Annotated in this window: 18 protein-coding genes; 5 read left to right on the top strand and 13 right to left on the bottom strand. The window is 71.9% G+C overall.

The window, feature by feature from the left end; all coding sequences use genetic code 11:
* The first annotated feature begins 136 nt into the window (after positions 1-136).
* Positions 137-616 (top strand): N-acetyltransferase, encoded by a 480-nt coding sequence (locus AB0898_RS28980; protein WP_366805988.1) that lies wholly within the window; start codon positions 137-139, stop codon positions 614-616.
* Here the strand turns inward: AB0898_RS28980 and galK are convergent.
* From galK to galT, 3 genes are read right to left on the bottom strand one after another with little or no spacing between them, the layout of a single operon-like run.
* Complete coding sequence (gene galK, locus AB0898_RS28975) at positions 590-1,744, bottom strand: galactokinase (protein ID WP_366805987.1); 1,155 nt, start codon at positions 1,742-1,744, stop codon at positions 590-592. The two genes, AB0898_RS28980 and galK, sit on opposite strands and share 27 nt — an antisense overlap.
* Complete coding sequence (gene galE, locus AB0898_RS28970; RefSeq protein WP_366805986.1) at positions 1,744-2,706, bottom strand: UDP-glucose 4-epimerase GalE; 963 nt, start codon at positions 2,704-2,706, stop codon at positions 1,744-1,746. Before galE ends, galK begins: the two co-directional genes overlap by 1 nt.
* On the bottom strand, positions 2,703-3,806 hold the full coding sequence (gene galT / locus AB0898_RS28965; RefSeq protein ID WP_366805985.1) for a galactose-1-phosphate uridylyltransferase: 1,104 nt from the start codon (positions 3,804-3,806) through the stop codon (positions 2,703-2,705). Before galT ends, galE begins: the two co-directional genes overlap by 4 nt.
* 195 nt (positions 3,807-4,001) lie before the next feature.
* Here galT and AB0898_RS28960 point away from each other — a divergent pair, with 195 nt between their 5' ends.
* Entirely contained in the window at positions 4,002-5,714 is a 1,713-nt protein-coding gene (locus AB0898_RS28960; protein ID WP_366805984.1) for a sodium:solute symporter family protein, read from the top strand.
* Positions 5,715-5,735: 21 nt separating this feature from the next.
* Positions 5,736-6,074, top strand: a complete 339-nt coding sequence (locus AB0898_RS28955; RefSeq protein WP_366805983.1) for a hypothetical protein — start codon at positions 5,736-5,738, stop codon at positions 6,072-6,074.
* A gap of 34 nt (positions 6,075-6,108) precedes the next feature.
* Here the strand turns inward: AB0898_RS28955 and AB0898_RS28950 are convergent, their stop codons facing one another.
* The 4 genes from AB0898_RS28950 to AB0898_RS28935 all read right to left on the bottom strand — a co-directional run bounded on the left by AB0898_RS28950 (position 6,109) and on the right by AB0898_RS28935 (position 13,740).
* Entirely contained in the window at positions 6,109-6,804 is a 696-nt protein-coding gene (locus tag AB0898_RS28950) for a response regulator transcription factor (protein ID WP_361111816.1), read from the bottom strand.
* Positions 6,805-6,996: 192 nt separating this feature from the next.
* Positions 6,997-8,643 carry a PQQ-binding-like beta-propeller repeat protein gene (locus AB0898_RS28945; protein ID WP_366805982.1) on the bottom strand — a complete coding sequence of 549 codons (1,647 nt, stop codon included), beginning with the start codon at positions 8,641-8,643 and terminating at the stop codon, positions 6,997-6,999.
* A 1,237-nt stretch (positions 8,644-9,880) separates the two neighbouring features.
* Positions 9,881-11,749 (bottom strand): PQQ-binding-like beta-propeller repeat protein, encoded by a 1,869-nt coding sequence (locus AB0898_RS28940; protein ID WP_366805981.1) that lies wholly within the window; start codon positions 11,747-11,749, stop codon positions 9,881-9,883.
* A gap of 185 nt (positions 11,750-11,934) precedes the next feature.
* Entirely contained in the window at positions 11,935-13,740 is a 1,806-nt protein-coding gene (locus tag AB0898_RS28935; RefSeq protein ID WP_366805980.1) for an ABC-F family ATP-binding cassette domain-containing protein, read from the bottom strand.
* 289 nt (positions 13,741-14,029) lie between these two features.
* On the opposite strand from AB0898_RS28935, the gene AB0898_RS28930 reads away from it, so the two are divergent.
* A complete protein-coding gene (locus tag AB0898_RS28930; RefSeq protein ID WP_366805979.1) occupies positions 14,030-15,298 on the top strand; it encodes a transposase in 1,269 nt (422 codons plus the stop codon).
* A complete protein-coding gene (locus tag AB0898_RS28925; RefSeq protein ID WP_366805978.1) occupies positions 15,295-15,885 on the top strand; it encodes a Uma2 family endonuclease in 591 nt (196 codons plus the stop codon). The genes AB0898_RS28930 and AB0898_RS28925 overlap by 4 nt, the downstream gene beginning before the upstream one ends.
* 4 nt (positions 15,886-15,889) lie before the next feature.
* Here the strand turns inward: AB0898_RS28925 and AB0898_RS28920 are convergent, their stop codons facing one another.
* From AB0898_RS28920 to rsmI, 6 genes are all read right to left on the bottom strand, one after another.
* Positions 15,890-16,783 (bottom strand): 4-(cytidine 5'-diphospho)-2-C-methyl-D-erythritol kinase, encoded by an 894-nt coding sequence (locus tag AB0898_RS28920; RefSeq protein ID WP_366805977.1) that lies wholly within the window; start codon positions 16,781-16,783, stop codon positions 15,890-15,892.
* Positions 16,780-17,649 carry a 16S rRNA (adenine(1518)-N(6)/adenine(1519)-N(6))-dimethyltransferase RsmA gene (gene rsmA / locus AB0898_RS28915; protein ID WP_366805976.1) on the bottom strand — a complete coding sequence of 290 codons (870 nt, stop codon included), beginning with the start codon at positions 17,647-17,649 and terminating at the stop codon, positions 16,780-16,782. The genes AB0898_RS28920 and rsmA overlap by 4 nt, the downstream gene beginning before the upstream one ends.
* A gap of 95 nt (positions 17,650-17,744) precedes the next feature.
* A complete protein-coding gene (locus tag AB0898_RS28910; RefSeq protein ID WP_366805975.1) occupies positions 17,745-19,157 on the bottom strand; it encodes a ubiquitin-like domain-containing protein in 1,413 nt (470 codons plus the stop codon).
* A gap of 114 nt (positions 19,158-19,271) precedes the next feature.
* On the bottom strand, positions 19,272-20,165 hold the full coding sequence (locus AB0898_RS28905; RefSeq protein ID WP_366805974.1) for a TatD family hydrolase: 894 nt from the start codon (positions 20,163-20,165) through the stop codon (positions 19,272-19,274).
* A gap of 27 nt (positions 20,166-20,192) precedes the next feature.
* Entirely contained in the window at positions 20,193-20,579 is a 387-nt protein-coding gene (locus tag AB0898_RS28900) for a hypothetical protein (protein ID WP_366805973.1), read from the bottom strand.
* Between the two features lie 225 nt (positions 20,580-20,804).
* The gene (gene rsmI / locus AB0898_RS28895) at positions 20,805-21,653 is read right to left on the bottom strand and encodes a 16S rRNA (cytidine(1402)-2'-O)-methyltransferase (protein WP_366805972.1); all 849 of its coding nucleotides are present in this window, start codon (positions 21,651-21,653) and stop codon (positions 20,805-20,807) included.
* Positions 21,654-21,752: the final 99 nt, after the last annotated feature.

Raw genomic sequence — 21,752 nt, 5'->3', positions numbered from 1 at the left:
GGTGCCGTACCCGCCTGTCTCGCCCCCTGAATCGGTACCGGCCCCCACCGGCACCGCTTCTCAGCGTACGGGCGGGGGCCTCCGGGGGCGGGCGAATTGGCGGAACTGACCGGGCTGCGCGTTTATGGTGTGCCGCATGTTCCGTATCGAGACGCAAGTCGACCAGGACCGACGCGCTCTGCTGCGAGCGCGGCTACGGGACACCAACACGGCGGCCTCCCCCGCCCTGGCCGCCCTGCGCGACACTCCCCTGGAACGGGAAACCCCGCTCCATGTCTGGGCGTTGGACGAGGCGGGCGAGCTGGCCGGCGGCCTGGTGGCCCACACCTGGGCCGGCTGGCTCCACATCACCCACCTCTGGGTCGACACCCACCACCGGGGCAGCGGCCTCGGCACCCGGCTGCTGGCCGAGGCCGAGGACCTCGCCCGCACCACCCGCGGCTGTGCCCACGCCCGCCTGGAGACCTGGGACTTCCAGGCCCCCGGCTTCTACCGCGGGCAGGGGTACGAGGTGGTCTGCGAGATCCCCGACTATCCGCCGGGGGTCACGGAGTACACGCTGACGAAGCGGCTCGGCCCGTCGGAGCGCTCAGCGCAGGCGGTGGGCGCCCGGTGACGGTACCGCCTCGAACACGCGTGGGGTGGTGAATCCGGCGTGGGCGAAGGCCTCTTCGACCGCCTTGGTGACGGTGTCGACCGAGGCCGCCTCCACGAGGGCGATCGCCGAGCCGCCGAAGCCGCCGCCCGTCATGCGGGCGCCCAGGGCGCCGGAGGTGAGGGCGGTGTCGACCGCGAGGTCCAGTTCCGGGCAGGAGATGCGGAAGTCGTCGCGCAGGGAGGCGTGGCCCTCGGTGAGCAGGGGGCCGATCCCGCGGACGTCGCCCGCCGTGAGCAGCTCCACCACACGCTCCACCCGGTGGTCCTCGGTGACGATGTGGCGGACCAGGCGGCGTACCTCGTCCTCGTCGCCGAGGTCCGCCAGCGCCTGGTCGAGGTCCGCGTACGCCACGTCCCGCAGCGCGTCCACGCCGAGCAGCGCCGCGCCCTTCTCGCAGCCCGCGCGGCGCTTGCCGTACTCGCCGCTGCTGTGGGCGTGCTTGACCTGGGTGTCGACGACCAGCAGGCGCAGGCCCCCGGCGGCGAGGTCGAAGGGGATCTGGCGCTGGGAGAGGTCGCGGGTGTCGAGGAAGAGGGCGTGGCCCTCCTCGCAGCAGGCGGAGGCGGTCTGGTCCATGATGCCGGTGGGGGCGCCGACGTAGACGTTCTCGGCGCGCTGGCACAGGCGGGCCAACCGCCAGCGGGGCAGCCCGAGTTCGTGGAGGTCGTTCAGGGCGAGGGCGACGACGATCTCCAGTGCCGCCGAGGAGGACAGACCCGCCCCGGTCGGCACCGTGGAGGACAGATGGACGTCCGCGCCGGTCAGCGCGTGCCCCGCCTCGCGCAGCGCCCAGACCACGCCCGCCGGGTACGCCGTCCAGTCGTGGTCCGCGCCCGGTTCCAGGGTGTCCAGAGCCAGTTCGACGGGGTCGCCCCCGATGTCCGCCGAGTGCAGCCGCAGCACACCGTCGGTACGGCGCGAGACCGCCGCCGTCACCTGGTGGGGAAGTGCGAACGGCATCACGAAGCCGTCGTTGTAGTCGGTGTGTTCGCCGATCAGGTTGACCCGTCCCGGCGCCGCCCACACCCCCTCCGGCTCGGCTCCGTACAGCTCGGCGAAGCGTTCCCGGACCGACTCTGCGCCCACTACTGCTCCTTGTGCGTCCGACGCGCGAACTGCCAGGCGTCCGCGATGATCCCGGCGAGGTCCGCGCGGGAAGGGTTCCAGCCCAGTGTGGCGCGTGCCGTCTCGGCGGACGCCACCAGGACCGCCGGATCGCCCGCCCGGCGGGGGGCGGTGATCTCGGGGACCGGGTGCCCGGTGACCTCGCGGACGGTCTCGACGACCTCACGGACGGAGAAGCCGTTGCCGTTGCCGAGGTTGCAGATCAGGTGCTCGCCGGTCTTCGCGGCGTCGAGGGCGAGGAGGTGCGCCTCGGCGAGGTCCGCGACGTGGATGTAGTCGCGCACGCAGGTGCCGTCGGGGGTCGGGTAGTCGTCGCCGTAGACGGAGATGGCGTCGCGGCGGCCCTGGGCGACCTGGAGGACGAGCGGAATGAGGTGGGACTCGGGGTCGTGCCGCTCGCCGTAACTGCCGTACGCGCCCGCCACGTTGAAGTAGCGCAGCGAGACCGCCGCGAGGCCGTGCGCGGCCGCCTCGCCGGTGATCATGTGGTCGACGGCGAGCTTGGAGGCGCCGTAGGGGTTGGTGGGCTTCGTCGGGGCGGACTCCCGGATCGGGATCTCCTCGGGCTCGCCGTAGGTCGCGGCGGTGGAGGAGAAGACCAGGCGGCGCACGCCGGCCTCGCGCATCGCGGCGAGCAGCGCCATGGTGCCGCCGACGTTGTTCTCCCAGTACTTCTCGGGCTTCACGACCGACTCGCCGACCTGCGAGAACGCGGCGAAGTGCAGCACGCCGTCGTAGGAGGGGTCGAGCCACTTGGCGGCGTCGCGGATGTCGCCCTCGATGAACGCGGCGCCCTCGGGGACGCCCGCGCGGAAGCCGGTGGAGAGGTTGTCGAGGACGGTGACCTCGTGCCCCGCCTCCAGCAGATGCTGGGCCACCACACTGCCGACGTAACCCGCGCCACCCGTCACCAGGTACTTCATGAACTCGCTACCTCTCGCAGTCGCTCGGCCGCGCGCTCCGGCGGCACGTCGTTGATGAAGACGTTCATGCCGGACTCGGAACCGGCGAGAAACTTCAGCTTGCCGGAAGTGCGTCGGATGGTGAAAAGCTCCAGGTGCAGCGCGAAGTCCTCGCGGTCCGCGCCGGGAACACCCGTGTCGCCGAACGGCGCCTGGTGCCAGGCGGCGATGTACGGCGTCCTCGGCTCGCTCACGGCCTCGCTCACCGCGTCGCCCACGGCGCTCTCCCCTTCCTCCCGCTCGAAGATCCGGTCGAAGCGCCTCAAGAGTTCCAGATAGACCTGGGGGAATTCTGTGCGCGCGTCCTCGTCGAGGGCGAGCAGATCGGGCACCCGGCGCTTGGGGTACAGGTGGACCTCGTAGGGCCAGTGCGCGGCGTACGGCACGAAGGCCGCCCAGTGTTCACTCTCCAGGACGACCCGCTCACCGGCGAGTTCCCGCGCGAGGACGGCGTCGAAGAGGTTCTCCCCGCCGCTCTCCTCCTGGTGCGCGGCGACGGAGCGGAGCATCAGGGCGGTGCGGGGCGTGGTGAACGGGTAGGCGTAGATCTGCCCGTGGGGATGGCCGAGGGTCACGCCGATCTCGGCGCCCCGGTTCTCGAAGCAGAACACCTGCTTCACGGCGGGGAGTTGGGAGAGTTCGGCGGTGCGGTCGGTCCACGCGTCCAGGACCAGCCGGGCCTGTTCGCCGGTGAGGTCGGCGAAGGACGCGTCGTGGTCGGAGGTGAAGCAGACGACCTCGCAGCGGCCCGAGTCGCCGGCGAGCGAGGGGAAGCGGTTCTCGAAGACCGCCACGTCGTAGGAGGAGTCGGGGATCTCGCTCAGCCGTCCGTCCCGGCTCGGGCAGAGCGGGCACTCGTCGGCCGGGGGGTGGTAGGTGCGGCCCTGGCGGTGGGAGGCGATCGCGACCGAGTCGCCGAGCAGCGGGTCGCGGCGGATCTCGGAGCTGGTGACCGTGGGGTCGAGCGGGCGGCGGTCCACCGCGTCGCGCACGGTGTCGTCGCGCAGGTCGTAGTAGATCAGCTCACGCCCGTCGGCCAGCCGCGTCGGGGTCTTCTTCACGCCGGACTCCTTGATCGACCACCCCGCAGGGCGTCCTCACCCAATCACTCAACACAATCAAACATAACAAACCACAACTCGACAACGGATCGCACGATCACAATCAAACAAAGAACACCAACAGAACTGTTCAAATACTGAAGGCCGCGGCGTAGGTTCCGCTCTGGATCAGTTCGCGCAACGAAGCGAGTTCTCATGCAGACGTCCCCGACCGGCCCCGCGCCCCTGGCGGCGGGCCCCACCTATCTGGCCGCGGAGCTACGGCTCCCCACCAACTGGCTCGACTACACGATCCTGGCCATCTACTTCGTCGTCGTCCTCGGCATCGGCTTCGCGGCCCGCCGCTCGGTGAAGACCAGCCTGGACTTCTTCCTCTCCGGACGCTCGCTGCCCGCCTGGATCACCGGCCTCGCCTTCATCTCGGCGAACCTGGCGGCCACCGAGATCCTGGGCATGGCGGCCAACAGCGCGCAGTACGGCGCGTACACGGTGCACTGGTACTGGATCGGCGCCATCCCCGCGATGGTCTTCCTGGGCCTCGTGATGATGCCCTTCTACTACGGCAGCAAGGTCCGCTCGGTCCCCGAGTTCCTGCTGCTGCGCTTCGACAAGGCCGCCCATCTGCTCAGCTCGATCCTGTTCGCCTTCGCGGCGATCCTGATCGCGGGCGTCAACCTGTACGCCCTCGCGATCGTGGTCGAGGCGCTGCTGGGCTGGCCGCAGTGGGTGGCGATCGTGGTCGCGGGCGCCTTCGTGCTCGCGTACATCACGCTCGGCGGACTGTCCTCGGCGATCTACAACGAGGTGCTCCAGTTCTTCGTGATCCTGGCCGCCCTCATCCCGATCACCTTCCTCGGCCTGAAGAAGGTCGGCGGCTGGGACGGCCTGACCGACAAGCTGACCGCGCAGCACGGGGCGAACTTCACCACCGCGTGGGGCGGCACCGGCATCGGCAGCGCCAACCCGCTCGGCGCGAACTGGCTGACCATCGTCCTCGGCCTCGGCTTCGTGCTGTCCTTCGGCTACTGGACCACCAACTTCGCCGAGGTGCAGCGCGCCCTGTCCGCGAAGAACCTCTCCGCAGGGCAGCGCACCCCGCTGATCGCCGCGTACCCGAAGATCTTCATCGTCTTCCTGGTGATGATCCCGGGCCTGGTCGCCGCCGCGCTGGTCCCGAAGATCGGCACGCCCGGCTCGGGGCTCCAGTACAACGACGCGATCCCCTATCTGATGCAGGAGCTGCTGCCCAACGGCGTGCTCGGCATCGCGGTCACCGGTCTGCTCGCGGCGTTCATGGCGGGCATGGCGGCCAACGTGTCGTCCTTCAACACCGTGTTCACCACCGACATCTGGGCGCGCTACGTCAAGCCCGGCCAGGAGGACGGCTACTACGTCCGCTTCGGCCGGCTGATCACCGTCATCGGCGTCTGCGCCTCCGTCGGCACGGCGTTCCTGGCGTCCTCGTTCTCGAACATCATGAGCTACCTCCAGACGCTGTTCTCCTTCTTCAACGTCCCGATGTTCGTGGTCTTCATCGTCGGCATGTTCTGGAAGCGCGCCTCGGCCAAGTCCGGCTTCTGGGGTCTGCTCGCGGGCACCGCCACCGCGATGGTCAACTACTTCGTGTTCTACAAGAAGGGCATCATCTCGATCCCCTCCGACCAGGGCGCCAACTTCGTCTCCGCCATCGCGGGCTTCGTCGCGGGCGCGGTCGTGATGGTCGCGGTGTCGCTGTTCACCAAGGCCAAGCCGGCCGACGAGCTCCAGGGCCTGGTCTACGGCACCAAGTCGCCGGGCATGTCCGAGCCGCCCTCCGAGGGCGACGACGCCTGGTACCGCAAGCCCGCCCTGCTCGGCTGGGGCGCCGTCGTCCTGGCCGCCGCCTGCTACATCCCGTTCTCGTTCTGATCGCGGGAGGATGAGGAAACCATGACCGAAGAATCCCCCCGCCCCGAGCAGGATGCCACCGAGCAGAACGTCCAGCGCGAGGTGACCGAGCTGGAGGGCAAGTCCGCGACCGCGGCCCGCATCTTCGACCTGCGGCGCATCATCGGCGGCCTGTTCGTCGTCTACGGCGTCATCGTCACGATCGCCGGCATCACCGACTCCCAGGCCGCGATCGACAAGGCCGAGGGCGTCAACATCAACCTGTGGACCGGCATCGGCATGCTGATCCTCGGCATCTTCTTCCTGGCCTGGCTCAAGCTCCGCCCGACCCCGCCGCCGCTCCCCGCGGAGGGCGTGACCGAGGAGGACCCGGCGCACTAGCCGGAGGTGTGCCAGGCGGGGCCGGAGCTGTGCGTCACAGCTCCGGCCCCGTCGTCATGTGCGGCAGCGGGCCCGCTCTGTCCAGCAGGCCGGTGCGGGCGGCCAGGGCGGCGGCCTCCAGACGGGAGCCGACGCCGAGCTTCATCAGGACGCGCTGGACATGGGTGCGGGCGGTGCTGGGGGCTATCCCCATGCCGGCCGCGATACGGCGCGTGTCCTCGCCGTCCGCCACCCGGACCAGCACCTCGACCTCGCGCGGGGTGAGCAGCCGCAGCAGCCGCTGGCCCTCGTCGTCGGGCTGGGCGGCGGGGTTGAGCAGCTCCGCGAAGGCGCCCTGGAGGAGCTGGGGCGCCACGGCCGCCTCGCCCGCCCGCGCCTTCATGATGGCCCGCTCGACGCCCTCGATGCGCTCGTCGTGCCGTACGTACCCCGAGGCGCCGGCCGCGAAGGCCGCCGCGATACCGCGCGGGGACGGCACGGGCCCGAGGACCACCACGGCCACCTGCGGACGCTCCCGTTTGATCCGGGCCACCGGGTCGAAGACGCCCGGCTCGGCGGGTGCCGCCGTACCGAGCAGGCACACCTCGGGTGCCCGTGTGATCACCAGCTCGGCCGCGCCCGCCGCCGGTGCCGCCGCCGCGAGCACCCGGTGCCCGCGCAGCTTGAGCGCGGAGGCCAGCGCCTCCGCGAGCAGGCGGTGGTCGTCGACGACCATCAGCCGCACTCCCATACTGCAAACCCCCCAGTCCCCCGGTGGAGCCCCACTATGGCCGCCCACCGGTCCCCGGGGACAGAGGGCCCCCCGGCGCCTCGTCCCCCATGTCCCGGAAGTTACACGCTTGTTCGACGTCGCGCCGCCACTATGCGGAGAAGTGCCCCGGACCGATGAAATCCGGGGCACTCGGGGCGGAGCGGGGTGCGCTCAGCCGTCGGTGCCGAAGGCGAGCACCAGGTACTCCTTGCCGTACGTCACCTTGTGCGCGAAGGCCGACGACATGAACAGACGGCCGCCGGCGAACCGGAGTTCCGCGTAATCCGGGGGCATCGTCAGCTCCTCCTGGTGCACGGCCTCGGTCGAGGGGTTCTCCAGCAGCTTGACGGCCTTGAAGGAGGAACCCCCGATGCTGAGGACCTGACTGCCCTTGTCGTACGGCGGATGGTTGTAGGCGATCAGGTTCGTGCCGTCCATGCGCAGCGGGTAAATGGTGTAGCCGTTGCCCGCCGGGGCGCGCTGGCCGGTCTGCTTGCCCGTCGTCAGGTCGAAGGCGACGATCTCGTTCGTCTTGCCGTACTTGCCGCCCGAGCCGTCGTGCTCCTCGGTGGCCAGGTAGAGCCTGCCGTTGCCCACGACGACGCCCCGGCACTCCTCGGCCTTGGTGATGCTGTCGCACTTGCCGCCGTAGGTGTCGCCGGGGGCGGAGATACGGGTGAGCAGCTTGCCGGTCTTGTTGTCGATGGAGAAGTAGTCCGAGATGCCGCTGCCGTCGCCCGCGCTGTCGCCCACGTCGGCGGCGACGACCAGCGGGTCGCTGGAGACCACGGACGCGTAGTCGATGCCGTCGGCCATCTTGTACTCGGAGATGACCTTGCCCGACTTCGGGTCGATGGTCTGGATGTGCAGCGTCGGGTTGTCGTAGCTGCCGCACTTGCGGACCGCGACGAGCTTGGCGCCGCCGCCGTAGCCGGCGTCGTAGCAGCCGTCGGAGGGCTTGGGCTGCCAGAGCACCTTGCCGGAGTCGATGTCGAACGCGGCGCCGCCGTCGGTGCTGCCGGCCGCGACGGTACGGCCCGAGACGGTGACGTTGTCGAAGGTGACGGGGAAGTCGCCCTGCCCCACCGTCTTCGTCCACAGCCGGGTGCCCTTGGTGAGGTCCACGGCCGCGACCTGGCTGCAGGGCGAGACGGGGTCGGCCGCCGGCATCTTCGGCTTGAAGACGATCGCGGTCTTTCCGTCGTCGGTGAGCTGCCTGCTCGCCGAGCAGACCGGGCCTGGCAGCTTGAGCGTCCACTCGCGGGTGCCGTCGGCGGGGGCGTACCCGGTGATCTCCCCGACGCCCGTCTTCGCGTACACCGAGTCCGTCAGCCAGGAGCCCGCCGTCACGACGGTGTCCTTGGGCTGCGGCAGCGGCACCTTGAACAGGGTCTTCGCGGCGGGGTCGGCGGGGGCCTTCTCCTTGCCGCCGGTGTCGCCGTTCCCGTTCTTCTCTCCGGTTCCGCCGGTCCCTCCGGAGGAGTGCGCGGTGTCCTGCTTCCCGCCGTCACCGCCCGAGTTGGCGTACCAGAACCCCAGCCCCGCGATGAGCGCGATCGCCAGCACGGCGGCCACGACGATGTACACCACGGTCCGCTGCCCCTTCGCCTTCGGCGCGGGGTACGGGGCGGTGGGGTGCTGCCCGTACGGCTGCTGCGGCCCACCCGGGTACCCGTAGGCCTGCGGCTGCCCCGGATAGGCGTAGCCGCTGGGCGGACCCTGGGGGTACCCGTAGGGGGGCTGGGGTGCGGCGGTGGGGTGCGGGTGCGGGTACGGCTGCGGGTAGGCGTACCCGGGGGCGGGGTTGCCCTGCGGCACGTGCCCGTAAGCGGCGGGCGGCGTGCCGTAGCCCCCGGGCTGGGGAGCGACGGGGGTCTGCCCGGGAGGCGCGCCGAACCCCGGCTGGGGTGGGGCGGCGGGGGGCTGCGGAGCGCCGTATCCGCCGGGCTGCGGGGCAGCGGCGGACGACTGGTCCTGAGGCGCGCCGAAGCCCGGCTGGGGAGCAGCGGCCGGAGGCTGCGGGACCCCATACCCCCCAGGCTGCGGAGCAGCAGCCGGCGGCTGCGGGGCAGAGGACGACTGATCCTGAGGCGCGCCGAACCCCGGCGGGGCGGCGGCAGCCGGAGGCTGCGGAGCGCCGTACCCACCCGGCTGCGGAGCAGCGGGCGGCTGCGCCTGCGGGGCGGAGGGCGACTGGTCCTGCGGGACGGGCGCGAGCCGCGTGGTCGGCGGGTCCTGTCGCGCATCCGGGGCCGCCTTCGAACCACCCTGATCCGCAACGGAGTTGCCCGACGCGGCAGCCGGAGCCCCGCTCCGGGGAGCGTCGGCCGGTGGGACCGGCTTCAGCAGGGTGGTCGGCGGGTCCTGGGCGTCCGGGCCATCACCCGAGGACGCCTTCGAACCCCCCGCAGCCACACCGGAGTTACCCGACTCGGCAGCGGAAGCCCCAGGGGCATCCGCCGGCGGGACCGGCTTCAACAAGGCGGTCGGCGGGTCCTGAACGTCCGGGCCGTCGGCCGGGGACGACTTCGAACCGGGCTGATCCGCAAGGGAGTTGACCGATGCGGCGGCCGGAGCCCCATCCCGGGGCTCCTCGGGGGCCGTGGACGCGCCGGGGGTGTCCTGTCGGGGTTCGTCGGGGCTGGCAGGCGTGCGGGAGCCGGGGGCGGCGGAGCCGGTGGGCTCCTCCGGGGCCGGAAGCTGCCGCTCCTCACCGGAGGTGCCCGCGCGGGAGCCGGCGGGCTCCTCCGAAGCCGAAAGCCGCTGCTCCTCACCGGAGGTGCCCGCGCGGGAGCCGGTGGGCTCGTCCGAAGCCGAAAGCCGCTGCTCCTCACCGGAGGTGGCCGTGCGGGGGCCCGGGGCGGCGGAGCCGGTGGGCTCCCCCGAAGCCGGAAGCTGCCGCTCCTCACCGGAGGTGCCCGCGCGGGAGCCGGTGGGCTCGTCCGAAGCCGAAAGCCGCTGTGCCTCGCCGGACGGGGGCCGTTGGGGGTCGTTGGGGGGTGGCTGGGTCATGGGGTGGGTACCTCGGGAGCGGGAGGGGGCGGCGGGGCCTGGGTCACTTGCCGAAGGCCATCATCAGCTTTTCCTTGTCGTCGTCGTTGCCGCTCAGCCGGTTCGAGGAGAGATAGAACCGGCCGTCGGCCCAGGCGATCTGACTGCTGAAGAAGGTGTCCTCGATCTGCGCGGTGGCGGACGGGTTCTGGAGCAGCGTGGCCGGCTTGTGCGCGGACCCGGCGGTCGGGATCGCGACGACCCGGCCCCCCACGTCGTACGAGGCGTGCACGTAGGCGACGAGCTTGCCGCCCTCCGCCCCGACCGGCGTCATCGACTCGTCCATGGGCGACTTGACCCGCCACTTCTCCTTGCCGGTGGCGAGGCTGATGGCGACGACCTCGTTGGGCCCGGTCGTCTCGCTGGTGGGCAGATAAAGCGTGTCGTCGGCGACGACGGCCCCCTGGCAGCCCTGGAGCGCCCGGTTGAGCACCGCCCACCCGCAGCTGGTGGTGAACTTCTCGTCCACCTTCACCTCGGAGCGGAACTTCCCGCTGTCGGTGAGGGTCGAGATGTTCCACGCCTTCTTGTCGTCGTTGACGAGGTAGATGACCAGCGGGTTCACCGAGTACGCGTGCTGGACCCGCCAGCCCTTCTTGATCTTCTGCGTCCACTTCACCTTGCCGGTGGCCGCGTCGAGCCGCCGTACCTCGTCGTGCTCGTTGCTGCCGCCCGTGCCGCAGGAGGCCACCTGGAACAGCCGGCCGCCGCCACCGGTGAAGCCGACCGGGAAGCAGTCCTGCCCGTACTTCTTGGACTCGTACAGCTTGTGCCCGTCACGGATGTCGAACGCGACGCCGGACTGCGCGCGCCCCACCAGCAAGGTGTTGCCGCTGGTGATGAGCTGCACGTCCGACGCGGTGTCGAACAGGCCGCCCTCGGGGACCTCCCCGTGCCAGCCCTTCTTGCCGGTGTCGAGGTCGATCTGCTGGAGCTGGTTGCACTTGGCGCGGTCGCTGACGCCGTTCATGTAGCCGACGACGATCTTGCCGCCCGCGGGGTTCGGGGTGACCGCGCAGACCTTCTGCGGGAAGGAGACCGGGGCCCAGGCGGGGGTCCCGTCCGCCACGCGGTAGCCGAAGACCTGCTTGTACGCCGCCTTCACCGCCGTACGGCTCGTGATCCACATGCCCGGGGCCTCCGCGCCCGAACCGGGGGCGTCCGGCGCGGTCTTGTACCAGAGGACCTTCGCCTCGCCGGGCTTGCGGCCCTCGTTGAGGTCCTCGGGGTCGGAGCCGCCGTCGCCGCTGCCGTCGCCCTCGTCGACCGGGGTGGTGACGGTCGGCTTGGGGTCGTCGCTGCCGTGCGCGACGGGCTTCTTGCCGCCGGAGTCGCCGGAGGTCACGGCGTAGACGGTGCCGCCGACGAGCAGCAGGGCGGCCGCGACGGCACCCGCGATGACGGCCGTCCTCTTACGGTTCCCGCCGGGGCCGGGCGGGGTGCCGGGGGCGCCGGGGTAGGGCTGCTGCGGGTACCCGTAGGGGCCGGGCTGCTGGGCGTAGGGGCCACCGGGCGGCGGGCCGTAGGGGGCGCCGCCGGGCTGGGGCGGGTACCCGTAGGGGCCCGGCGGGGGCGGGTACGGGCCCGGCTGCTGGGCGTACGGGCCCGGCTGGGCGTAGGGGCCGGGCTGCTGCGGGAAGCCGTAACCGGGCTGCGGCGGCGGGGCGTTCGGCGGCTGGGCCGGGGGCGGCGGCGGATTCTGCGCGGCACCGAAGCCGGGCTGCGGCTGACCCTGCGGCGGCGGACCCTGGGGCGGCTGCGCCTGCGGCGGCGGGCTCTGCGGCGGCTGCGCCTGAGGTGGCGGCCCCTGCGGCGGCTGGTCCTGCGGTGCTCCGAATCCGCCCTGCGGCGGCTGACCGGGTGGCTGAGTCATCAGCGCTGCTCCCCCTCGTCCACTGATTTTTAGCCAAGTGTTCCGAGGCCGGTGGCCGGCCCGCGGGCCGGGCGCGCGTTCCCCCGAACGGCTCTTTTCTATCACCCGCCCCCGACAGCGCAGGAGTGCGCGCGGGCCGGTCCTCCCAAGCGTTCCCAAGGGAGGACCGGCCCGTGATGCCGTCGTTACGCGTCCTCGGCCAACTCCAGCCAGCGCATCTCCAGTTCCTCGCGCTCGTCGGCGAGTCCCCGGAGCTGGGCGTCGAGTTCGGCCACCTTGCCGAAGTCCGTGGCGTTCTCCGCGATGGCCGCGTGGAGCTTGGTCTCCTTCTCGGAGATCTTGTCCAACTGCCGCTCGATCTTCTGGAGTTCCTTCTTCGCGGCGCGCTGGTCGGCGGCGCTGCGCTCGGGGGCGGCGTCGGTCTTCGGGGCGGGGGCGGAGGTGGCCACCGCCTCCTCCATCCGCTGCCGTCGCTCCAGGTACTCGTCGATGCCGCGCGGCAGCATCCGCAGCGTGCCGTCGCCGAGGAGGGCGTACACCTTGTCGGTGGTGCGCTCGACGAAGAAGCGGTCGTGGGAGATGACGATCATCGAGCCGGGCCAGCCGTCGAGGACGTCCTCCAGCTGGTTCAGGGTCTCGATGTCGAGGTCGTTGGTGGGCTCGTCCAGGAAGAGGACGTTGGGCTCGTCCATGAGGAGGCGCAGCAGCTGGAGACGGCGCCGCTCACCGCCGGAGAGGTCGCCGACCGGCGTCCACTGCTTCTCCTTGCTGAAGCCGAACGTCTCGCACAGCTGGCCCGCCGTCATCTCGCGGCCCTTGCCGAGGTCGACGCGCTCGCGCACCTGCTGCACGGCCTCCAGCACCCGGGTGGCGGGGTCGAGTTCGGCGACCTCCTGGGAGAGGTAGGCGAGCTTGACGGTCCTGCCGACGGCGATGCGTCCGGCGGCGGGCTGGGCCTCGCCCTCGGTGCGGGCGGCCTGGGCCATGGCGCGCAGCAGCGAGGTCTTGCCCGCGCCGTTGACGCCGACCAGGCCGATGCGGTCGCCGGGGCCGAGCTGCCAGGTGACGTGCTGGAGCAGCAGCTTGGGCCCTGCCTCGATGGAGACGTTCTCCAGGTCGAAGACGGTCTTGCCGAGCCGCGAGGAGGCGAACTTCATCAGCTCGCTGGTGTCGCGCGGCGGCGGCACGTCCTTGATCAGCTCGTTGGCGGCCTCGACGCGGAAGCGGGGCTTGGAGGTACGGGCCGGGGCGCCCCGGCGCAGCCAGGCCAGCTCCTTGCGCACCAGGTTCTGCCGCTTGGCCTCCTCGGTGGCGGCGATGCGCTCGCGCTCGGCGCGGGCGAAGACGTAGTCGGAGTAGCCGCCCTCGTACTCGTACACGTCACCGCGCTGCACGTCCCACATGCGGGTGCAGACCTGGTCCAGGAACCAGCGGTCGTGGGTCACGCACACCAGCGCCGAGCGGCGCTCGCGCAGATGCCGGGCGAGCCAGGAGATGCCCTCGACGTCGAGGTGGTTGGTGGGCTCGTCCAGGACGATGAGGTCCTGCTCCTCGATGAGCAGCTTGGCCAGCGCGATACGGCGCCGCTCACCGCCGGAGAGCGGACCGATGACCGTGTCCAGCCCCTTGGGGAACCCCGGCAGGTCGAGCCCGCCGAACAGCCCGGTCAGCACGTCCCTGACCTTGGCGTTGCCCGCCCACTCGTGGTCGGCCATGTCCCCGATGACCTCGTGGCGGACGGTCGCCTCCGGGTCGAGCGAGTCGTGCTGCGTGAGCACGCCGAGGCGCAGCCCGCCGGAGTGCGTCACCCGTCCGGTGTCGGCGTCCTCCAGCCGCGCGAGCATCCGGATGAGCGTGGTCTTCCCGTCCCCGTTCCGCCCGACGACCCCGATCCGGTCCCCCTCCGACACACCGAGCGAGACGCCGTCCAGCAGGGCCCGTGTTCCGTAGACCTTGCTGACGTTCTCGACATTGACCAGGTTGACGGCCATTTCACTCCTGTGCGCGCGGGGCGGATCAGCCTTCAAGCGTAGGGCCTGTAGTGGGGGTGGCGGATCGAGAGGGGGCGGTCACCCTGCGCGATGAGGTGCTCGGGTCTCCAACCGCTGATCAAGTGACTGTGGGTCGCCGGGGTGTCCCTCGATGAGGTGAACGGCGACCGATTCCCAGGGCCACTCGCGCACATGGAACGCATGATCGGTGGTGGCGGCTGAGTACGAGGCGGCCAGGGGCGGCTGGACCCCATGCAGGCACAGGGGACAAAAGGGAAGGGGAGCAGGCGTGATCCGCGCATACAAGTTCCTCCTTCGCCCCACGACCCGTCAGGCCCAGGCACTTCGCGAGATGCTGGCCAACCACTGCTCCCTCTACAACGGCGCGCTCCAAGAGCGCCGGGACGCCTACCGGCACAGTTCGAGGACGAGAATCACGTACGGCGGCCAGTCCGCGCAGCTGAAGGAGATCCGCGCATTCGACCCTGAGCGGCAGGGCCGCTGGTCCTTCTCCTCCCAGCAGGCCACGCTGCGCCGCCTCGACAGGGCGTTCACCGCGTTCTTCCGCCGCGTGAAGAACGGTGCAACGCCCGGATACCCTCGCTTCAAAGGCGTTGGACGCTTTGACACCGTCGTCTTTCCCAGGGACGGCGACGGCTGCCGCTGGAACTCCACCCCGCACGATCCGCAGACCCGCGTGCGGATCCAAGGCATCGGACACATCCGCGTTCATCAGCATCGCCCGGTCAAGGGGCGGGTGAAGACGGTCACGGTCAAACGCGAGGGAAGCCGCTGGTACGTCGTCCTGTCCTGCGACGACGTTCCCGCCGAACCCCTGCCACAGACGGACGCGGTCATCGGCATCGACATGGGCATCACCCACTTCCTGACCACATCGGACGGCAAGCACATCGCCAACCCCCGCTTCCTCCGAGAAGCGGCCCAGGAACTCGCCGAGGCACAACGGCAGCTGGCGACGTTTCCCAGGCGTGCCAAACGGCGCACGAAGAAGCACCGCGCCGCCGCACGGAAGGTGGCCAGGATCCACGCGAAGATCCGGCGCCGACGCCTGGATCACGCGCACAAGACCGCTCTCATGCTTGTCCGCGACCACGAAGTGATCGCCCACGAACGGCTGAACGTCGCGGGCATGACCAAAGCGCCCGTACCCAAGCCCGACCCCGAACAGCCTGGCGCCTTCCTCCCGAACCAACGGGCCGCAAAAGCCGGGCTCAACAGGTCGATTCTCGACACGGGTTGGGGGGTGTTCCTCGCGATCCTCGCCAACAAGGCTGAAAGCGCCGGTCGGACCGTCGTCGCGGTGGACCCCCGCAACACCTCCCTCTCCTGCCCCAGCTGCGGGCATATCGCGAAGGGGAACCGCGTCACCCAGGCGAGGTTCGCATGCATGGCGTGCCGCTTCACAGCAAACGCGGATCGCGTCGGCGCTCTGAACATCCTCAACAGGGGCCGGGCCGGCCCTCTGCGACGCTGCACAGCCAGCGATCCAGGAAGCCCTCGCGTGCACGCGCGGGTGGGGTCACGGGAGGAACCATGACCGAGTCCGAGTCGGCATCGCAGTACAGCCGCTGGCATGTGTCGCCCAAAGACGGCTTCACCGTGGACGACCTGCTCACGATGCCCGGCCTTCCGCCGCACATTCAGCTGATCGACGGCACCCTGGTACTCGCGCAGCCACAGTCCACGTATCACTCCGTCGGGGTCGACCTGCTGGTGAGCGGCCTTCGTGCCGGCCGACCGGCCGAGTACAAGGTCAGTCGGCAAATGACCGTCATCCTCGATGAGCGCAACGGTCCCGAACCAGATGTCATCGTGACCTGGGCCGACGCGCTCAGCGGCCGGGACCAGGTCAGCTTCCTGGCCAAGGATGTCCTCCTGGCCGTGGAGGTCGTCTCACCGGATTCGGCGTCCCGGGACCGTACGACCAAGCCGCAGAAGTACGCCGCCGCCGGGATTCCGAACTTCTGGCGCGTCGAGGCGACGAAGGGCAAGCCCGTCGTCCACGTCTACGAACTCGACCCGCTCACCAGGTCCTACGTGCACATGGGCATGCACCGCGCCCAGCTCAAGGTCGACAAGCCCTACCTCATCGACATCGACCTGACCGCCGTCGACCAGCTCTGACGCCTCAGACCACCAACGCCCCCGGCGCAGGCCCGGACGCCACCCGTACCGTCCGGCACGTGCCGGAGACCCGCAGCGCCTCCGCGACCTTCGCCGCCGACTCCGGGTCCCGGGTCAGGAACGCCGTCGTGGGGCCCGAGCCGGAGACCAGGGTGGCCAGGGCGCCCGCGTCGCGGCCGGCGGCCAGGGTGTCGGAGAGCTCCGGGTAGAGGGACAGCGCCGCCGGCTGGAGGTCGTTCGAGAGGGTGGCCGCCAGGGCGTCCGGGTCGCCCTTGGCGAGGGCGTCCAGGAGGTCCGCCGAAGCCGTCGGCTCGGGGATCTCGCGCCCCTCGGCCAGCCGGTCGAACTCGCGGAAGACCGCCGGCGTGGACAGCCCCCGCTCCGCCATCGCGAAGACCCAGTGGAAGCCGCCGCCGATGTCGAGCGGGGTGAGGCGTTCACCGCGCCCGAGACCGAGGGCGGCGCCGCCGACCAGGCTGAAGGGCACATCGCTGCCCAGCTCCGCGCAGATGTCGAGCAGCTCCGCCAGGGACGCCCCCGTACGCCACAGCGCGTCGCAGGCGACCAGCGCGCCCGCGCCGTCCGCGCTGCCGCCCGCCATGCCCCCGGCTACGGGGATGTCCTTGACGATGTGGAGGTGGACGGCCGGTTCGATGCCCCGGCGCTCGGCGAGGGCGATGGCCGCGCGCGCGGCCAGGTTGGTGCGGTCCAGCGGGACCGACGCGGCGTCCGGGCCCTCGCAGGTGATCCGGAGCTCGTCGGCGGGGGTCACGGTGACCTCGTCGTAGAGGCCGACCGCGAGGAAGACGTTGGCGAGGTCGTGGAAGCCGTCGGGCCGGGCGGCGCCGACCGCGAGCTGGACGTTGACCTTGGCCGGTACCCGTACCGTGACGCTCACGCGCCCGCCCCCTTGTGCTCCGCGATCCGCGCGAACTCCTCGACCGTCAGCGCCTCGCCGCGCGCCTGCGGGGAGATCCCGGCCGCGACGAGGGCCGCCTCGGCGGCGGCGGCCGAACCGGCCCAGCCGGCCAGCGCGGCGCGCAGGGTCTTGCGGCGCTGCGCGAAGGCCGCGTCCACGACCGCGAAGACCTCCTTCTTGGAGGCGGTGGTCTTGATCGGCTCGGTGCGGCGGACCAGGGAGACGAGCCCGCTGTCCACGTTCGGCGCGGGCCAGAAGACGTTGCGCCCGATGGCACCGGCCCGCTTGACCTCGGCGTACCAGTTGGCCTTCACCGAGGGCACGCCGTACACCTTGGAGCCGGGCGCGGCGGCGAGCCGGTCGGCGACCTCGGACTGGACCATCACCAGGGTGCGCTCGATGCTCGGGAAGGTCGCGAGCATGTGCAGCAGCACGGGGACGGCGACGTTGTAGGGCAGGTTCGCGACCAGCGCGGTGGGCGGCGGGCCCGGCAGCTCCTCGACCAGCATCGCGTCGGAGTGGACCAGCGCGAACCGGCCGGCCCGCTCGGGCATCCGGGCGGTGATGGTCGCGGGCAGCGCGGCGGCGAGCACGTCGTCGATCTCGACGGCGGTGACCCGGTCGGCGGCCTCCAGCAGGGCGAGGGTGAGGGAGCCGAGACCCGGCCCCACCTCGACCACCACGTCGTCGGGGCGCACCCCGGCGGTGCGGACGATGCGGCGGACCGTGTTGGCGTCGATCACGAAGTTCTGGCCGCGCTGTTTGGTCGGCCGTACGCCGAGCACAGCCGCCAGCTCGCGGATGTCGGCGGGTCCGAGCAGGGCGTCGGGGGTGGGGCTACTCACGGAACAAGGGTACGGGGCGACAGGGGGCCTCCCGCGCGCCGGACTCCCACGACGGGTCCGTACGGGCGCGTGCGAGCACCTGTTCCCCGCTCCGTTCAGCCCCGCAGCCGGCCGCCGCAGTGCGGCCAGGGACTGGCCCCGCTGCGCTGGTAGAGCTTCTTCGCACGGTAGGTCTGCTCCTCGGCCGGGGCGTCCTGGGGGCGGCCGTGGCCGCCGAGGCTGTGCCAGGTGGGCGCGTCGAACTGGTAGAGGCCGCCGTAGGTGCCCGAGGGGTCCACGGCGTCGGGGCGGCCGCCGGACTCGCAGACGGCGAGGGCGTGCCAGTTGAGGTGGTCGGCGCCGCCCACGGAGGCGGGGCGCGGCCGGGTGCCGTACCGGACCTTCCCCCGGCGCGGCTCGCGCACCACCTCGGAGCCCTCCAGGCGCGGCCGCTGCCGTACGCCGTTGACGGTCCGCACCAGATAGGTGACCCGGCGAAGCCCCGGGCTGCCCTGCCGGTCGACGACCTCGGTGCCCTGGAAGAGCTCCGGGTCCCCGGTGCGCTCCACGGCGTACGGGATCGGTTCCTCGCGGACCTCGCGGGTGCCGGTCACGCGCAGCACGGTGACCGTCTGGCCGTCGCGCGGGAAGCTCGTCGCGGGCACGGAGGTGGTGTCCTGGCCGTGCAGCTCGATCCCGGCGTCGTCCAGCGCCTCCCCGACGGTGGCGGCGTTGGTGCGGACGGTGCGGCTGCGGCCGTCCGCGACGATGGTGAGGGTGCGCTCGGTGCGGACGTCGAAGCGGAGCCCGGCGCGTCCGATGGGCTGGGAGCGGGAGACGGAGAGGTAGGCGCCCTCGGCGCGCACCCCGAACTGCCGGAGCGCCTCTTCCACGGTGCCGGCGGTCGTCCACACCGTGCGCTGCTCGCCGTCGATGGTGAGCCGGAGGGGGCGGCCGTGGCGGACGGTGATCTCGTCGCCGTCGGTCAGCGGGGTGCCGGGGGCGGGGGCGACCACGTCGTGCCGGCCGAGGTGTACGTCCTCCGCCTCCAGCAGCTCGGTCACGTCGTCGGCGAAGGTGTGCAGGGTGCGGTGGCCGCCGTCGACGGTCAGCTCGACGGACTTGTCCTCGGCGACGAACGCGCTGGTGCCGCCCGCGAGGAAGGCGACGACGAGGGCCTGCGGGACGAGCCTGCGCACGGCGGAGTCGGGGCGCTCGCCGGACCGGGAACCGGAGCGGGCGCGGGTGCGGCCCCGGGCCCTGCGGCGCGCGGCGCGGCCCCCCGGCGCCCCCTCCCGTACGTCGTACACGTCCGGCGCCGGTCTCGGCACCGGCAGCGCGGGCTCGGTGGCGAGGTACGCCTCGGCCTCGTAGGCGGGGCGGTAGGTGTCCCGGCCGCCGGGCAGGTCGTACGGCAGGGTGTCCGCCCGGTGCAGGGCGCCGGCGGGGTCGGCCACCGTGGGCGTGAACGGGCCGTGGGTGCCGTGCGGGCCCACGGGGCCGTACGTCTCGTACTGCGACTTGGTCACGCCGACACACGCTCCAGGAGGCCAGGGGTCCGGATCGGGCCCCCAGAACCTAGCGGAGCGGGCGTCACTCTCCAAAGCGGCTCGACTACGGTCCGTCGCGCCTCGAACGGGCGCTCAGTACCCGAAGGCGCGCGCCGTGTTCGCCGCGAGCGCGGTGGCGAGGGTGTTCTCGTCGGTGCCGCGTACGGCGGCCATGGCGCGCACGGTGACCGGGATCAGGTACGGCGCGTTGGGGCGGCCCCGGTACGGCGCCGGGGTCAGGAAGGGCGCGTCGGTCTCGACGAGGACCAGCTCCAGCGGGGCCACGGTCAGGGCGTCGCGCAGATTCTGGGCGTTCTTGAAGGTGACGTTCCCGGCGAAGGACATGTAGTAGCCCTCGCGGGCGCAGATCTCGGCCATGTCGGCGTCGCCGGAGTAGCAGTGGAAGACGGTGCGCTCGGGGGCGCCCTCCTCCTTGAGGACGCGCAGGACGTCGGCGTGGGCGTCGCGGTCGTGGATGACGAGGGCCTTGCCGTGCCGCTTGGCGATCTCGATGTGGGCGCGGAAGGAGCGCTCCTGGGCCTCCTTGCCCTCAGGCCCGGTGCGGAAGTAGTCGAGGCCGGTCTCGCCGACGCCCTTGACCTGCGCAAGCGCGGCGAGGCGGTCGATCTCGGCGAGGGCGTCGTCCAGGGCCGCGTCGCCGCCCGGCGTACGGGCCCCCTGCCTCGACCAGCCGTCGGGGTCTCCGTGCACGATGCGCGGCGCCTCGTTCGGGTGAAGGGCGACGGCCGCGTGGACGTTGTCGTACGCGGCGGCCGTCTCGGCGGCCCAGCGGGAGCCCGCGAGGTCGCAGCCGACCTGGACGACGGTCGTCACCCCCACGGACGCGGCCTTCGCCAGCCCCTCCTCGACGGTGCCGGACTGCATGTCGAGGTGGGTGTGCGAATCGGCCACGGGCACCGCCAGGGGTGCCGGGAGCGGCGGGGCCGCGTGCTTGTCGTCCTGGGCGGGACCGGCGTTCGAAGGCATGTGCCGATCCTACGAAAAGGCCCGCGCTCAGCTCGCCCGGCGCTGGAAGGGGTGCAGCAGGTCGGAGAGGTGCCAGTGGTGCGGCTCGGTCTCCGGGGGCGGCGCGGCGACCGGCCGTACGGCGTACGACCTGGGCTGGGCGCAGGCACGCACCGACGACACCTGCCCGGCGCGCATGATCCGCACCACGTGTCCGTCGCAGTTCTGGCAGGCGGGCCGACTCAGCGGGGACGGCACGACCCGGCCGTCCGCCACGTACCGGACGCACTCGTGGCCCTCGGTGTCGGTGTGGTGGGCTATCTCGTACGACTGCTCCCAGCCGTGCCCGCAGCTCATGCAGGCGAAGGAGTACGACTCGTGAACAACGGCGGTGGTCGTCGCCCGGAGGCCGACCGGTCCTGCGATCTCGCTCATGCCCGCTCCTCTTGTCCGCCGGAGGCGAGGGACAGGTTCGTCCCTTCGACCAGTGGACGCCGGACGGTGAGCGAGCGCATCCGTCCTGTCGAGTATTGGACCCGTTTTGGGCCGCCCTTGCCGAAACGCCCCTGTCGCGGAGGGCAGCCCTTTGCCTGAGCGCCGCCCCTTTTGCCCACGCATGGGGCGCACACCTCCGGCGCGCCGGAGAGGGACGGGTGCGCCTCAGCCCTGCGGTTTCTTCGACGCCACCACCGCGTCGAACACCACCCGCTTCGGCAGCCCCGCCTCGGCGGCCACCGCCGCGATCGCCTCCTTGCGGCGCTCACCGGCCTCCTCGCGGACGCGGACGCGGCGGACCAGCTCGTCGCCGTCCAGCTCCTCGGGGCCGGGCTCGGGGGCGCCCTCGACGACGACGGTGATCTCGCCCCGGACGCCGTCGGCGGCCCAGGCGGCGAGGTCCGCGAGGCCCCCGCGCTTGACCTCCTCGTACGTCTTGGTCAGCTCGCGGCAGACGGCGGCGCGGCGGTCGGGGCCGAAGACCTCGGCCATGGCGGCGAGGGTGTCGTCCAGGCGGTGCGGGGCCTCGAAGTAGACGAGGGTGCGGCGCTCGCCCTCGACCTCGCGGAGCCGGGAGAGCCGTTCGCCCGCCTTGCGGGGCAGGAAGCCCTCGAAGCAGAAGCGGTCGACGGGCAGCCCGGACAGGGCGAGCGCGGTGAGGACGGCGGACGGGCCGGGCACGGCGGTGACCTTGACGTCCTTCTCGACGGCGGCCGCGACCAGCCGGTACCCGGGGTCGGAGACCGAGGGCATGCCCGCGTCCGTGACGAGCAGCACCCGCGCCCCGCCGAGCAGCTCCTCGACCAGTTCGGGGGTGCGCGCGGACTCGTTGCCCTCGAAGTACGACACGACGCGCCCGCGCGGTGTCACCCCGAGGGCCTGGGTCAGCCGGCGCATCCGGCGCGTGTCCTCGGCGGCGATCACGTCGGCGCCCGCCAGCTCCTGGGCCAGCCGGGGCGGGGCGTCCGCGACGTCGCCGATGGGGGTACCTGCGAGGACAAGGGTTCCAGTCACGCCCCCATCCTCCCAGGGCTCCGGGGGAGGGCGGAAAACGATCGCGTCCCAATCGGTACCGCACATGCGCGGGACTCCCACAGCGGCTTTCCCTACCAT

It is taken from the genome of Streptomyces sp. NPDC005435, assembly GCF_040703155.1.
Classification (GTDB): domain Bacteria; phylum Actinomycetota; class Actinomycetes; order Streptomycetales; family Streptomycetaceae; genus Streptomyces.
This window is presented reverse-complemented; position numbering and strand designations above follow the sequence as displayed.